A 15963-nucleotide genomic window follows, 5' to 3' on the forward strand; every position below is an offset into this window, starting at 1 on the left:
AGGAGGAAATGGCAGCAAGTATTGATAATTACGAGCCAACATATCAACAGGCGATGACCGCCTATGTTCAAAGGAATTATGAGGTTGCGGCCACTTTAGTTGACCAAGTGGTGCAAAATTTACCAGATGACCCTAACTCCCATTTGTTAAGGGGTCACATCTACTATGTTTTACAGCAGTACGATGTAGCAAAAGAAGAATACCAACAGGTATTGGGCTTGACTAATGATCAAGAAATTATTAGTTTTGCCAATAATGGAATTGAGAATATCAATCAATATTTACAGTCATTCGGTGGGCAGGTTGATACATCAGAAAATCAAGAGCAAATAAATTCCTCAGAGATATCCGATCCACTGGCATATATTGAACCAGAATTAGAAGATTTGAGCGCTAGTGAGGAGTTTGACAGCAACAACCTTGACTTGAACTTTTTTGGAGAGCATCAAGAAACTGTGAATGGCGTTGAAGAGATATCTTCAAAAAGTCCATTTGACATCCCCACAGAAGATAGTATTGGAACAGTCAAAATATCAGATTCTTCTACTCCTTTTGGTGACGATCCTTTTGCTTTAGATGAAGACTTACAGCAACAAGATTCAAATAACAAATGGGAGGAAAACACAGAATTAGAGTTGCCTGCTTTTTGGCAGGAAGATATATCAGAAAATATTCTGGAAGAATCATTAGTAAATAGTCAATTCTCAGATAATGAGATAGATTCTCCTCACGGAAATTCAACTATTGACAACAATAACTCTTCAGTTTCTAATCCACCAAACGATAATAGCGAGAATAATTTCACTGATTTGTTGAGTGAGCCAAAGTCTCCAGAACAGAATATTGGAAATTTAGAATATAAAAAATCTAGTTTTCGAGACGAAACTTTACTGATTGTCTCAGAAGAACTGGGAACTGATTCGCCAATAACAAATGTGGAATCTGTCAGTCAAGAACATTTGCCGGAAACCGAAGCACATAGTTGGTTAAAATCAACAGATTTAGATTCAGAGCCAGATTTATCTAAGAAATCTTCATCTTTTGGTAGTAACTTACCTCAGAAAGAAAAGCAGTTTAACTCAAACGAATTCAGTAGTCAAAATAGCTTTGACGATCATGAAAATTTTGACATGGAAGCATTTGAATCTGCCTTTGGTTCAGATGGTTTAAGCTCTTATGAAGACTCTGCTACTATACTGAATGGAGAAAATTCTAAAAGCAATATCGAGTTTTTAGATGACTTTGAGGAATTTGACGATTTAGGCAATATTCCAGGGTTTGACATGATCGAAGGAGATTCTAACTTCGGCGATCTAGCAATGCATTCTGCTCCAGCAGAAACTCGTGACAGTGGACGCTCTCAAGTAGCAGCAAGTACCACAGCCGATCGCGAAGAAGAATTATTTTCGATGACTGGTTCCCATGAAGCCGTTCCAGTCTTTAGCCAAACAGATGTCTCGAAATTAGAACCCAATGTCAGCATCGAGCAAGGATGGTTAGCACCATTAGAGAATGCTTCCATCGAACGGAAGCAATGGTTAATTGCTGGCAGTGTGGGGATTGTTTCAGCGCTGGTTGTAGCCACAGTTAGCTTTGTCGCTACCACATTTTCGCCACCCCAACAACGAGAAACAGTCAGAAACACCGGTTGGGCAATGTCATTAGCTGCTGGAATTGCAGGTTTTGCTACCGCAGGCTTCATGGGAAATCTGGCACTGAAACAAATTCGGCGCACAACTGACGATCTCCAAAATCAGTTTGAGGCTGTGCGTCAAGGAAATCTCAATGCTCAAGCCACAGTGTTTTCCGAAGATGAATTGGGACATTTAGCTACTGGCTTTAATGAAATGGCGCGGGTAATTTTCACAACCACAAGTGAAGCCCAACGCAAAGCTGATGAACAAGAGGAAGCCAAAGAAAACCTGCAACGTCAGGTAATTCGCCTCTTGGATGATGTGGAAGGTGCTGCTAGAGGTGATTTAACAGTCCAAGCGGAAGTGACAGCCGACGTACTGGGAGCTGTCGCTGATGCCTTTAACCTGACAATTCAAAACTTGCGCGATATTGTGCAACAGGTAAAAGTGGCGGCGAAGGATGTAACAAAAGGTGCAACCAACTCTGAAACCTTTGCCAGAGCCTTATCTAGTGATGCTTTGCGCCAAGCGGAAGAGTTGGCAGTAACGCTGAATTCTGTACAGGTAATGACTGACTCGATTCAGCGGGTAGCAGAGGCGGCGCGAGAAGCTGAAACCGTTGCTCGTGATGCTAGTACGATCGCTCTCAAAGGTGGCGAAGCAGTAGAAAATACCGTAGCAGGGATTTTAGAAATTCGGGAAACCGTGGCCGAAACCACTCGCAAAGTGAAGCGGTTGGCGGAATCTTCCCAAGAAATTTCTAAAATTGTGGCGTTGATTTCTCAAATTGCTTCCAGAACAAACTTGCTGGCACTCAATGCCAGTATTGAGGCGGCAAGAGCCGGAGAAGCGGGACGCGGGTTTGCGATTGTAGCAGACGAAGTGCGCCAGCTAGCGGATAAATCTGCTAAATCCCTGAAGGAAATTGAACAAATTGTGATGCAAATCCAAAGCGAAACAGGCTCAGTAATGACCGCGATGGAAGAAGGCACACAACAAGTTATTAAAGGAACAAAATTGGCAGAAGAAGCCAAGCGATCGCTCGAAAACATTATTCAAGTGGCGAATCGCATCGATATTCTTGTGCGCTCCATTACCAGCGATACTGTGGAACAAACGGAAACCTCCCGCGCCGTCGCTCATGTAATGCAATCAGTAGAACTGACCGCGCAAGAAACCTCTCAAGAAGCACAGCGAGTTTCAGGTGCCCTACAACACTTAGTAGGTGTATCCCGCGACTTAATCGCCTCCGTTGAACGTTTCCGAGTAGAAACTATGGAAACCAGATAAATTGTCATTTGTCCTTTGTTATTTGCTAATGACCAATGACCAATGACTAATGACTAATGACCAATGACTAATGACTAAAAACTATGCTGCCGGAACAACAACAGCGGATTTTGGGTTACTTTATTGAAGAAGCCAGGGATCACCTGAATACCATTGAGCAAGGCTTGCTGAATTTAGAGGGTACTCTGAACGACCCGGAAATGATCAGTGAAGTCTTCCGGGCGGCTCACTCCATCAAAGGAGGAGCGGCGATGCTTGGATTAACTAGCATCCAGCATACCTCCCACCGTCTGGAAGATTGTTTTAAAGTTCTTAAAGATAATCCGGTTCAGATTGACCAAAAGTTAGAGTCTTTATTTCTTGGTGTATCTGATACCTTAAAATCGCTGTTAGAGCATTTGAGTGGGCCTTATGGTCTTTCCGAAGATGCAGCTAATACTTTGATGTCAGAGACAGAGCCAGTTTTTAAATGGCTGTATGAACATCTAGAACTACTTGTAGAACAAGCAAAGAGTGGAGTCGCCAGCAGTTCTGAGGCCACAGAACTACACACAAACTCTGTAGAGAATGTCTCCACACTTACAGAACTTTTCCTGCGGCGAGATATTCCCAGTTTGGCAGAAAACGCCCATCAGGAATCTCCAGACTCGGTAATACCCCAGGAAGTGCGAGACACCCACGGACTTGCGCCAGTCACAGCTAAAGAAAATAATTGGGGCGAGTTTCAAGCCCAAGTGCTGCAAAGACTGCGGGAAATGTTGCAGCTATTTAAGCAAACCACAACCCCTTCAACTCGGCAAAACCTCCAGCAATGCTGTCACCAGTTAGTCAAACTTGGTGAGACTTGGAATTTGCCTAAGTGGTGCGGTTTGTGCCAAGCAGCAGCCAGTGCGATCGGTAATCCCGAAAATACTTATCTGACTTTAGCTAAAATTGTCATTACCGAAATCAAACAAGCTCAAGAATTAGTTCTGCAAGGTAGAGAAGCCGAAATTGCAATCAGTCAGCAACTAGAAGCACTTTTGAGCTTTGCAGAAATTGAGTTATTAGAAATTACGCCTGATTTATTTGATGAAGAGTCTGCGGCTTTGACAGAATCAGAGCCAATTCTATCTGCTAACACCGAGCTGTTAACCCAGAAAACAGAAGAACTGAATCTAGAAGAAGATAGAAGCGATCGCGATCGCCCATATGTTCTGCAAGGGACACCACTAAACGCTGCAACTCATACCAGTCTTGCTTTCACCACACATGACGAAGCACATCCAATTAGTAACAATATTGACCCCCACGGGCCAGAGGTAGGAATAGCTGAGTTAAATACCCTTGCCGATTTATTTGAAGGTGAAACTCCCGAACTAGACGAAAGCTGGCATCAAGAAGAAACCTTAGATATTGTTGCTACCGATGACTTTGGAATTGACTTCAGCAGCACTGACGCTGAGGCTGCTGATGGCGATTTATCCGATTTACTCTCCTTTGATGAAGACACAAGCAACACGCAGCAACCAGCAACCACAACTGCGGCAGAAGATTTATCCCTGTTATTTGGCGACAATTTCCTAGAAAAAGATAATTCCGAACCGCAAAATCAACAAACATCTGCTACGACTTTAGAGTTGAGTGGTATTAACGTACTTGATATAAATTTAGACTCTTCTTCTCCCGAAAATTTACAAGAATTTATTGATATTCCTAGTGATATAAATCAAACTCCTGAAAATATTGACCAAAATAGTGTAGTTGAAGATTTATTGACACTGGCATTAGATGAAGAAGAACTATTGCCAACAGATGAAGTGACTCAACCCGAAACTGAGGCCTCCGCCAGTGTGGAACTATCTAACAACCAACAACACAGCTTTGATAACTTATTCTTAGAAACTAGAAATGCAAATTGGGTAGAAGAAATTACCCCTAGTGACTATATAGAATTACCCCAGCAAACAGGCTTGTCTTTTGACAACCTATTTGCAGATATGGAGGAACAGACACTACTGCCGACAAGTGAATCAGAAAGTGGTGATTTATTCGATACATCTCCAACAACCGCACCTGAGTTTTCTCAATCAGAAAACGATCTGAGCAACTTCTGGAGCCAGGAAACCACAGAGGAAAAAGACGAATTTGATTCCTTAATTGAGCAGAATGTGGAAAGGGCGTTAGATGAGAGTTTGTTTACTGCGGCGGCTGATGATATTTTTGCCGATAGTCAGCAATCCATACCTTCTTCTATAGCCAGTTTTGATTTAGAAGAAGACTTTGATATCAATTTCCAGCATCAAGAAGAGCTAGATTTGATATTATCATCAAATTCTGGAGATGATTTATTTGATGAGTTAGCACCAATTAACTCAACTGCTTCCCCGATAATCAATGATGCCTCTACGGCTGAAACACCGTCGTTCGCACAACAACCAGAAGCTTTAGATTTTGCTCCAGAATTTACTAATCAGCCCTCAGAGATATATGGTATTGCTCTGGAAGCTAATTCATTAGATCCCTTTGATGAAAATCCGCAACTGCTATTTGAAGATGTAGTTACAGACTCGACCTATATTCAGATGGAACCCACAGATAATTCTGTGGATGAACTATCAGAAACTATTAGTTTTGGTGAAACTTCAGATGCAGCATCAGCCGAAGCACAGCCAGGTGATTTGTTCGCTCCATTCGATGAAAATCCACAACTGCTGTTTGAAGATGTAGTTACAGATTCCACCTATATTCAGATGGAACCCACAGATAATTCTGTGGATGTATCAGAAACTATTAGTTTTGGTGAAACTTCAGATTCAGCATCAGCCGAAGCACAGCCAGGTGATTTATTCGCTCCATTCGATGAAAATCCGCAACTGCTGTTTGAAGATGTAGTTACAGATTCCACCTATATTCAGATGGAACCCACAGATAATTCTGTGGATGAACTATCAGAAACTATTAGTTTTGGTGAAACTTCAGATTCAGCATCAACCGAAGCACAGCCAGGTGATTTATTCGCTCCATTCGATGAAAATCCACAACTGCTGTTTGAAGATGTAGTTACAGATTCCACCTATATTCAGATGGAACCCACAGATAATTCTGTGGATGTATCAGAAACTATTAGTTTTGGTGAAACTTCAGATTCAGCATCAGCCGAAGCACAGCCAGGTGATTTATTCGCTCCATTCGATGAAAATCCACAACTGCTATTTGAAGATGTAGTTACAGATTCCACCTATATTCAGATGGAACCCACAGACAATTCTGTGGATGAACTATCAGAAACTATTAGTTTTGGCGAAACTTCAGATTCAGCCCCGATAAACTCAGAAGTTTTAGAAACTGATGAGAATAATAATTTAGAAACGACCTTTGAATTTACAGAAAATACAGATTTTGGAAATGATTTATTTTTGACAGCAACGACTCTGATAGCAACAGTAAATCAGGAAGAATTAGGGGAAAATACGACAAAAATTGACTCAGAAGATATCAATGACTTCACACAAACGGTTATTCAGGAAGATGTAGAAACTGATTTGTGGAATTTAGGAGAGATATCTGAAGTTGCAGAAAATCCTATCATTGCCCCGACTGAAGAATTAGCAACTACAGAACCTATTGAAGAGATTGCTTCAGAAGATGAATTTGCAGACTTGGAAGCATTACTAGGAGAGGAATTAGCACCAATCTCCAAAACTAAGGAGATACCAGAAGTAGATTTTGCTGCCCTGGAAGAATTATTAGGTACAGATAGCGATCGCATCCAGCCCCAAGACATTCAACCAGTCTTGGCGAAAAATCCCATTCCATTACCAGCAATCAAAGATGAATTTGGCGATTTGGAGAAGTTGCTAGCAGAAGCAGATCAAACAATATCCCATTCTCCTGTAGTCAAATCTAACACCAACAAAGCTACCGGCCCCTCTACTCGTCGGGCTGCGAGATTTGAAGAAACAATGAAGGTTCCAGTGAAACAACTGGACGATATGAGTAATTTGGTTGGGGAGTTGGTGGTAAACCGCAATACCTTAGAGCAAGATCATGAACGGCTGCGGCAGTCATTAGATAACTTGCTGATTCAGGTACAACAACTCTCAGATGTCGGTGCCAGGATGCAGGAGTTGTACGAGCGATCGCTTCTAGAAGCCTCTCTGTTAGCTGGACGCAAAAAGAAAGACCCAGGCTTCCAAGCGCCAGATTTCAACGCTGATAGGGGTTTTAGTGAGTTAGAAATGGATCGTTTTACTCCTTTCCATACACTCTCACAACAGATGATTGAGCGCATTGTGCGAGTGCGTGAGTCAGCTAGTGACATTGATTTTGTTACCGAAGAAACCGAGCGAGTCGCAAGGCAGTTCCGCCAAGTAACCACCCAGTTACAAGAGGGATTAACTAGAGCGCGAATGGTACCTTTTGCCCAAACAATCGATCGCTGGCGGCGAGGAGTGCGTGACAACGCTATTAAGTGTGGCAAACAAGTAGAGTTGGTGATCGAAGGTGGTGATACCTTAATTGACAAGATGATTTTAGATCATCTGACCGATCCGCTGACTCACATGCTGAATAATGCGATCGCTCACGGTATTGAAACACCAGAAGAGAGGCAAGCTGTTGGTAAACCACCTGTAGGAATTATTACTATCCGCGCCTTCCACCAAGGCAACCAAACGATCATTTCTGTCGGTGATGATGGCGCAGGTATCGACTCTGCACGAGTTAAGGCTAAGGCGGTGAAGATTGGTATGCTTACAGAAGCGCAAGCAAAAGCCATGTCTCGCCTGGAAGTCTACGATTTGCTGTTCCAGTCTGGTTTTACGATTAAAGACCAAGCTGATGAAATTTCCGGTCGTGGTGTGGGTATGGACGTAGTGCGCTCCGAGATTAGCGAAATTCGGGGAACAGTAAACACCGATTCTGCTGTTGGCAAGGGAACCACCTTCACTATTCGTTTACCACTGACTCTAAGTATTTGTAAAGCCCTCTGCTGCGTCTCCGATCGAGCCAGAATTGCCTTCCCGATGGATGGTGTAGAAGATACGCTAGATATTCCCGTCAAAAATATTCAACATGATGCCAATGGGCAATCATTTATTTCCTGGCGTGATACAGTGCTACCATTCCGACCTCTGAAGGAACTTTTAACCTTCAATCGCCAAATCAGTCGCGGTAATGTTTATGGTGGCACCAGAGATGATGATATGGTTTCTGTGGTTGTGGTGCGATCGGCAAATACCCTGATTGCTCTACAGATTGACCTGGTGTTGAGCGAACAAGAAATTGTAATTAAGCAATTTGAGGGGCCAGCGCCTAAGCCAATCGGTGTAGCTGGTGCTACAGTCCTGGGTGATGGTCGGATTATGCCCATTGCTGACGTGCTGGAAATAATTGACATCTTCCAGGGACGGATTTCTACACAAACTGGTGGCAATTCTTGGCAACAAAAAGCTACTCCAGATACCTCTCCAGCGAAGATTGACCCGACAGTGCTAATTGTCGATGACTCGATTACCGTCCGAGAGTTGCTGTCCTTAACTTTTAATAAGGCAGGTTATCGCGTAGAACAGGCGCGTGACGGTCAGGAAGCTTGGGATAAACTCCGCTCCGGTCTGCCTTGCGATATCGTATTTTGCGACATCGAAATGCCCCGCTGTGATGGACTGGAGTTACTCTCTCGTATTCAGAAAGACTCTAACCTCAACCAATTACCGATCGCCATGCTCACCTCACGGGGTGCAGACAAGCACAGACAAATTGCGTCTCAACTCGGTGCTAGTGGCTACTTTACCAAGCCTTATCTTGAAGAAGCTCTCCTCGAAGCCGCAGGGCGGATGCTGAAAGGGGAGAAACTCATTACCACTACAAGTAACGCTTAGTTTCACAATTTTGAGAAACACCTTGTAGGGCTGTTGTCAAGGCAAAGACTGATTATTGTAGAGAGGGCGATTCATCGCATCTCTTGTCTTAACCTGAATACGCTTGGGTTAAGGCCTACTGGCAACAATTTTGGGTTTTCGAGACGGCGATAAATCGCCGTCTCTACAAGTGTTTGGCTTGACGAGAGTCAGAGTCTCTCAGAATACGTTCCCAGGCTGGAGACTGGGAACGAGTTCAGGAGTGCTGTTTCGGTGATACCTCTCTCTGTTTCTATACTCCACGTCTTGGGTCTATCTTTGTAGTATGTAAAGAAGCACTTTTGACTTAAGACTATGACTGATTCTGAAAAGCCGCTCACCTACCCATCCAGCCATAAGAGTAATCAAGTCGATGATTACCACGGTACTTTAGTCGCAGATCCTTACCGTTGGTTAGAAGATCCTGACTCTGAAGAAACAACGACTTGGATTGAGGCACAAAATCAAGTTACTTTTGGCTACTTGAGTGAAATTCCTGCTAGAGAAAAAATTAAACAACGCCTTACCAAACTTTGGGATTACGAAAAATATGGTATCCCTTTTAAAGAAGGCGAACGCTACTTTTATTTTAAAAATGATGGGCTGCAAAACCAAAGTGTCCTTTACACTCTGAAAACTCTCGACGATCAACCCAAAGTTTTACTCGACCCGAATAAACTCTCAGAAGATGGCACTGTTGCTCTTTCGGGATTGTCTATTAGTGAGGATGGTAGACTTTTAGCTTATGGTCTATCGTCTTCTGGTTCTGATTGGCAAGAGTGGAAAGTACGCGATGTTGAAACTGGTGAAGACCTCCAAGACCATCTAAAGTGGATTAAATTTTCGGGTGCATCTTGGACACACGATCATCAAGGTTTTTTCTACAGTCGCTACGATGAGCCAAATGAAAAAACTCAATTAGAAGATGTTAACTATTATCAAAAGCTCTACTATCATCAATTAGGTAAACCTCAATCAGAAGATGTTTTAATTTACCATCGCCCTGACCAAAAGGAATGGGGTTTTAATGGTGGTGTTACTGAAGATGGACACTATCTAATAATTTCAATTTGGCTGGGTACTGACTCTAAAAATTTAGTTTTCTCTAAAGATTTGACTAACTCTAATGCGGAAGTCATAGAACTAATTAACCAATTTGAGGCAGATTACAGCTTCATTGACAATGATGATAGCGTCTTTTATTTCCGCACAGATTTAAATGCACCACGGGGAAAAGTGATTGCAATTGATACGAAAAACTCTGCATCAGAAAATTGGCGAGAAATCATTCCCCAATCTGCGGAAACTTTGGAAAGTGTCGGTATACTTAATAATCATTTTGTCGCTGATTACCTCAAAGATGCTCATAGCCAAATCAAAATTTTTGACCTCAAAGGTGAGTTTATTCGAGAGGTAGAACTACCCGGACTTGGTTCAGCCGGAGGCTTTGGTGGTAAGCGTTATGATACTGAAACTTTTTATAGTTTTACTAGCTTTACCATACCAGGCACTATTTATCGCTACAACTTGGTGACAGGAAAAAGCGAGGTTTTCCGCCAGCCACAGGTAGATTTTAATCCTGATGATTACGAGACAAAACAAGTATTTTATCAGAGCCTAGATGGTACTAGAGTGCCAATGTTTATTACCCACAAAAAGGGCATTAAATTAGATGGTAATAACCCTACTTATCTCTATGCTTATGGCGGTTTTAATGCCTCAATGACACCTAGCTTTTCTGTGAGTCTGTTGGTGTGGATGGAGATGGGTGGTATCTATGCGATGCCTAATATCCGCGGTGGTGGAGAATACGGCGAAGAATGGCATCAAGCAGGAATAAAAGATAAAAAGCAGAATGTCTTTGATGACTTTATTGGTGCTGCTGAGTGGTTGATTGCTAACAAGTATACTAAGACAGAGAAGCTAGCGATCGCAGGTGGTAGTAATGGCGGTTTATTGGTGGGTGCTTGCATAACCCAACGTCCTAATTTATTTGGTGCAGCTTTACCAGCAGTCGGCGTCATGGATATGTTGCGGTTCCACAAATTTACCATCGGTTGGGCTTGGACTTCCGAATATGGTTCAGCAGATAACCCAGAAGAGTTTCCCGCGCTGTATGCTTATTCGCCACTACACAACATCAAACCAAATACAGCTTACCCAGCAACCTTGATTACCACAGCCGATCATGACGATCGTGTTGTCCCTGCTCATAGTTTCAAATTTGCCGCAGCTTTGCAAGCAGCTCACACAGGTAATAAACCAACCTTAATTAGAATTGAAACTAAAGCCGGACATGGTGCGGGTAAACCCACAGCTAAAATTATCGAAGAAGCCGCAGACAAATGGGCTTTTTTGGTGCGTACTTTAGATGTGAAGTTTTAGCAATTTAGTGTTCTTCTCCCAAAGGGAGACACCAAAGGCAAATAATCAGTGGCGGGTCTGAATCCACCACTTATTTATTCTGATTCCTGTTACCGCAGGGGCGCGTAGCCCAATCTGAATTCTGAATTCTGAATTCAGATTGTCCCGACAATGTACGAGTGTCAATACAATAAGATAGTCACGCACCCAATTTCTGGAGTTTTAGCAGTGGGCTTATTTGATGATTTGAGTCGGTTTCTAGAAAACCGTTTAGAAGAATTCTTGCGTAGCAATCCACATTTGGAGTTAGAGGCGCTGCTAGAACAGCTGCGTGAGCAAGAAGAAGACACATTAAAGCTGATCGCAGATTTACAAGTACAAGAGAAGCGATCGCAAGAAGAAATTCTGTCCACCGCTCAAGAAATTCAGCGTTGGCATATCCGTATTCAAAAAGCTAAAAACGCTGGTAGAGAAGATTTGGCGGCGGCGGCGGGTGAGCGAGAAGCAGCCTTGTTGCGCGAAGGAAATCAGCGTTGGGGACAGATGCAAGGGCTGAAAGAACGCATTCAGCAATCTCAGGAACTACTGCAAAAAATTCAGCAACGGCGACAAGAGGTACAAGCTAAAGCCGCTGAAGCGCAGACAGCCCGTGCTAAAGCACAAACCCAGCAGCGTTTTGAAACCGTTGGCTGGTCGAATCAAACTAGCAGTTATTCTAGTGGTTTTGATGACTTAGAAGATAAGTTTCGTAGCTGGGAAACTCAGGATGAACTAGAACAAATGAAGCGGAATCTGCAAAAGTAAAATATTTTACTTTCAGTCTCAGGTTGCGATCGCTTGATAGAAAAAATCGAGATAAACTAGACAATGGCTAAATAAGGATTCACTAATGATATTGGAAACTCAACGCCTATTGTTGCGGGAAATGACGCATTCTGACCTCGACAGCCAGGAAGCTAATTAACATTAAGGCAGCGAAAATTACAAAATCTGGTGAATCTATGACAAAGTTTCTGGATCAACACCAAGTGCATTCAACCTTTCAATTAACATTTTCACCTGTTGTTCTGCTTCCACGCGTCGCTGTTCTTCAAAAGCTGTGCGTTCTTCTGCCTCTCTGATGCGTTCTTCTGGTGTTAGCAATCTTTGCCCTTCTTCGTCATACCAGTACAACCACTCCCGCACTATACCTTGATAAACTCCCCGTTCTCGCCCAATTCCTAAACCAATTTCTGGTAGCCAAACGGGATTTCCTGAGATTAAGATATACTCCTCATCAACTAGGCGATACACTTCCAAAGGTGTCTTTTTACGCCGCAGGGGACTATATACAACGTAGTACAAAATTCCTAAATCTTTTGCATAAAATTCTTTCTTGGTACTATATTCTTCTCGATATATTTGAGAAACAACTTCTAGTGCTAAAATTGGCAGCTTCTTTTCTTCCCACAGCACATAACTTAGGCGTAAATCCTCATCAACGAAGCGTTTAACTCCTAAACTGAGAAATCCATCAGGGACAATGGCTGGTTTGTCTGGGTGATAATAAATACCCATATCAACACCAAAGAACCAATCCCAGCGATCGCACCAAACCAAAGCTAGTATCGTTTTTAGCAAGCCGGGAATTAAATTTTGTAGTTCATTATCCACAGCGGTATCATCTGAGTCGGGTAGTTCTTCGGAAGATGGCAAACAATGCAGGGGATTGTAATTTGACATTAGCGGTTTTACCACATCTGATTCTACCTTGATTGTAGAAAATTTATCGATACTTAAGTAAGTATACTAGGGACAATTGATTGTGGATTACAATATTCACATAAATGTGACGAAAATCAGCTTCTTGGATGAATATGACCAATATTAGCGATGTCTATGACGGGCTACGCCTACGCGCTGATTTTGATAGCCCTTGGAAAGAAATTATAGAAGCTTATTTTCCCCAAGCAATGCATTTCTTTTTTCCAGAAACTTATGCATTAATTGACTGGGAACGTCCCTACGAATTTCTAGATAAAGAATTTCAGCAAATAGCTCGTGAAGCGGAACAGGGTAAGCGATATGCCGATCAATTAGTCAAAGTTTGGCAAACCCAAGGGGAAGAACTTTGGTTATTAATCCATGTTGAAATTCAGGCACAAAAAGAAGATAACTTTGCCAAGCGGATGTTTACCTACAATTTTCGCATATTTGACCGCTTCGATCGACCAGCGATTAGCCTTGCAATTCTGTGCGATTCAAACCGCGAATGGCGACCAAACAATTACAGTTACAATTATCCCAACACTCGCTTAAGTTTTGAATTTGGTAGTGTTAAACTTTTGGATTATGAAAATCGCTTTCACGAGTTAGAAAATAGCAATAATCCATTTGCAACTGTGGTCATGGCGCATTTGAAAACGCAGCAGACGCGCTCATCACCCGAACAACGCAAAATATGGAAATTTAGTTTAATTCGCAGACTATATGATTTGGGGTTAGAAGAGCAGGATATTCGCAATCTATATCGATTTATCGATTGGGTTATGATATTACCAAAGGCATTGGAAAATCAGTTTTGGGAAGAGTTTAAACAATTTGAACAGGAGCGGACTATGAGATATGTAACTACAGGTGAGCGCATCGGCTACGAGCGTGGTAAACAAGAAGGTAAACAACAGCTTATTTTAAGGTTACTACAAAGACGAGTGGGAGAATTATCACCAGAATTGCAAGAGCGCATCAAATCTCTTTCTTTAAATCAATTAGAAACCCTTGGCGAAGCTTTGTTAGATTTTACTGCTATGGAAGATTTACTTAACTGGTTGCAAATAAATCAATCAGTTTAAAATCTATTTTTATAGAAAATCTAAAAAATACATCTACTAGTTTGTAAAATTCATTTTGACGGTTAGAAAGACGCGATAAATCGCCGTCTCTACAAGGAATTTATCCGTTAGTTAGTTATTGTTACTTATCTTATACAGGATTTTTTTAACTCAATTCGATGAGTTGTTTTTTACTTTACCAAATCAAAACTTTTGAGTGAATAACAAAAAGGGCGGGTAAAAAACCCGCCCTCAAAGTAATCAATATTTAAACTAAACTAGCGATCGCAACTTAATTACCAATTTCCGGCGCACTCAAAGAAACCTTTAGCGTTTCTTCTTGTTGCTGTGCTAATGTCGGCACGGAATCACGCAATCTTGCTGTCAATTGTACAGTTGTAGCGTCGTACATCTGAGTTAGCAATTTGGGATAGAAACCAATACCAATAATCGGAATTAACAAACAGGCAATGATAAATACTTCACGGGGTTCGGCATCTATCAAAGCTTGGTGAGAAACTAATTCTTCGTTCTCTTTACCGTAGAAAATTTCTCGCAACATCGACAGCAGATAAATCGGAGTTAAAATCACTCCCACTGCCATCAAGAACACCACAATGACTTTGAAGGTAGAGCTATAAGCATCGCTAGTAGCAAAGCCCACAAATACCATCAATTCTGCCACGAAACCGCTCATCCCTGGCAATGCCAAAGAAGCCATTGAACAAGTGGTGAACATGGCGAAAATCTTCGGCATTCTCTTGGCAACACCGCCCATTTCATCCAACATTAGAGTGTGGGTGCGATCGTAAGTTGCCCCGACGAGGAAGAACAAACTCGCCCCAATTAACCCGTGAGAAACCATTTGCAATACTGCCCCACTCAATCCCAAATCGGTGAAGGAGGCAATACCAATCATCACAAAGCCCATGTGAGAAATTGAGGAGTAGGCAATTTTTCGCTTCAGGTTTCGCTGGGCAAAGGATGTCAAGGCGGCGTAGATGATATTAACTACCCCCAAAACTACCAACACTGGCGCAAAATAAGCGTGGGCATCGGGCAGCATTTGGGCATTCATCCGAACTAAGGCATAACCGCCCATTTTCAGGAGAATACCTGCTAATAACATGTGTACGGGGGCTGTAGCTTCACCGTGGGCATCTGGTAGCCACGTGTGCAAGGGAATAATCGGCAACTTGACGGCGTAGGCAATCAGGAAGCCAGCATAGAGGGCAAGTTGGAAATTCAGGGCGAAATCTTTTAAGGCGATCGCTCTCATGTCAAATGTTACCGTATCGCCGTAAAATCCCATTGTCAGGGCAGACAGCAAAATAAACAGCGAACCGCCGGCGGTGTATAAAATAAATTTAGTCGCTGCATACTGCCGCCTTTTGCCTCCCCAAATCGACAGCAGGAAATATATCGGTACTAGTTCCAGTTCCCACACCAGGAAAAATAACAGCATATCCTGGACAGCGAACACGGCAATCTGACCGCCATACATCGCCAAAATCAAGAAGAAAAATAGCTTAGGCTTGAAGGTGACAGGCCAAGCTGCTAAAATCGCCAGCGTGGTAATGAATCCAGTCAAAATAATTAGGGGCATGGACAAGCCATCAGCCCCTACTGACCAATTCAAACCCAGTTGTGGTACCCAGGGGTAACTTTCCACCAACTGCAAATCTGGATTGGAGAAATCATACCCAGTATAAAAAGCATAAACAATTAGTGCAAAATCTATCAGCCCTACGACGAGGGAGTACCAGCGCACTGTTTTGCCTTCTTTGTCAGGGATGATGGGAAGAAGTAGCGACGCCGCTATCGGAAACAGAATAATCGTCGTCAGCCAGGGGAAATTAGCTATATTCATCACAATCAATCTGCTATCAAAATCATGTTTGGCAAAAAGTCACTAGTTATTAACTAACAGCTTTTTAGCAATTTTTCCTTCATTGTTAGGTTGATTTAATTAAATTGGCAATCCCC

The 15963-nt window shown here is 42.4% G+C and carries 7 protein-coding genes; 5 read left to right on the top strand and 2 right to left on the bottom strand.

Going from position 1 to position 15963, the window contains the following annotated elements; translation table 11 throughout:
- Positions 1–8 precede the first annotated feature (8 nt).
- From V7L31_RS02020 to V7L31_RS02035, 4 genes are all read left to right on the top strand, one after another.
- Entirely contained in the window at positions 9–2924 is a 2916-nt protein-coding gene (locus V7L31_RS02020) for a methyl-accepting chemotaxis protein (protein WP_334694709.1), read from the top strand.
- 83 nt (positions 2925–3007) lie between these two features.
- Entirely contained in the window at positions 3008–8785 is a 5778-nt protein-coding gene (locus V7L31_RS02025) for a response regulator (protein WP_334694710.1), read from the top strand.
- Positions 8786–9118: 333 nt separating this feature from the next.
- Positions 9119–11188: a prolyl oligopeptidase family serine peptidase gene (locus V7L31_RS02030; protein WP_334694711.1), complete on the top strand. Its 2070-nt coding sequence runs from the start codon at positions 9119–9121 to the stop codon at positions 11186–11188.
- A gap of 207 nt (positions 11189–11395) precedes the next feature.
- Positions 11396–11971: a TIGR04376 family protein gene (locus tag V7L31_RS02035; RefSeq protein WP_334694805.1), complete on the top strand. Its 576-nt coding sequence runs from the start codon at positions 11396–11398 to the stop codon at positions 11969–11971.
- A 195-nt stretch (positions 11972–12166) separates the two neighbouring features.
- On the opposite strand, the gene V7L31_RS02040 is transcribed toward V7L31_RS02035, so the two are convergent.
- Positions 12167–12889, bottom strand: coding sequence for a Uma2 family endonuclease (locus tag V7L31_RS02040; RefSeq protein WP_334694806.1), 723 nt, complete (start codon positions 12887–12889; stop codon positions 12167–12169).
- Positions 12890–13023: 134 nt separating this feature from the next.
- Here V7L31_RS02040 and V7L31_RS02045 point away from each other — a divergent pair, with 134 nt between their 5' ends.
- Positions 13024–13998 (top strand): DUF4351 domain-containing protein, encoded by a 975-nt coding sequence (locus V7L31_RS02045; protein WP_334694712.1) that lies wholly within the window; start codon positions 13024–13026, stop codon positions 13996–13998.
- A gap of 271 nt (positions 13999–14269) precedes the next feature.
- On the opposite strand, the gene V7L31_RS02050 is transcribed toward V7L31_RS02045, so the two are convergent.
- Entirely contained in the window at positions 14270–15847 is a 1578-nt protein-coding gene (locus tag V7L31_RS02050) for an NAD(P)H-quinone oxidoreductase subunit 4 (RefSeq protein WP_334694713.1), read from the bottom strand.
- Positions 15848–15963 lie beyond the last annotated feature (116 nt).

It is taken from the genome of Nostoc sp., from assembly GCF_036916655.1.
Lineage (GTDB): Bacteria > Cyanobacteriota > Cyanobacteriia > Cyanobacteriales > Nostocaceae > Nostoc.

Coding starts and splice junctions, on each gene's coding strand:
- V7L31_RS02020 (WP_334694709.1), top strand. CDS start 9: ATGGCAGCAAGTATTGATAATTACGAGCCAACATATCAACAGGCGATG.
- V7L31_RS02025 (WP_334694710.1), top strand. CDS start 3,008: ATGCTGCCGGAACAACAACAGCGGATTTTGGGTTACTTTATTGAAGAA.
- V7L31_RS02030 (WP_334694711.1), top strand. CDS start 9,119: ATGACTGATTCTGAAAAGCCGCTCACCTACCCATCCAGCCATAAGAGT.
- V7L31_RS02040 (WP_334694806.1), bottom strand. CDS start 12,889: ATGTCAAATTACAATCCCCTGCATTGTTTGCCATCTTCCGAAGAACTA.
- V7L31_RS02045 (WP_334694712.1), top strand. CDS start 13,024: ATGACCAATATTAGCGATGTCTATGACGGGCTACGCCTACGCGCTGAT.
- V7L31_RS02050 (WP_334694713.1), bottom strand. CDS start 15,847: ATGAATATAGCTAATTTCCCCTGGCTGACGACGATTATTCTGTTTCCG.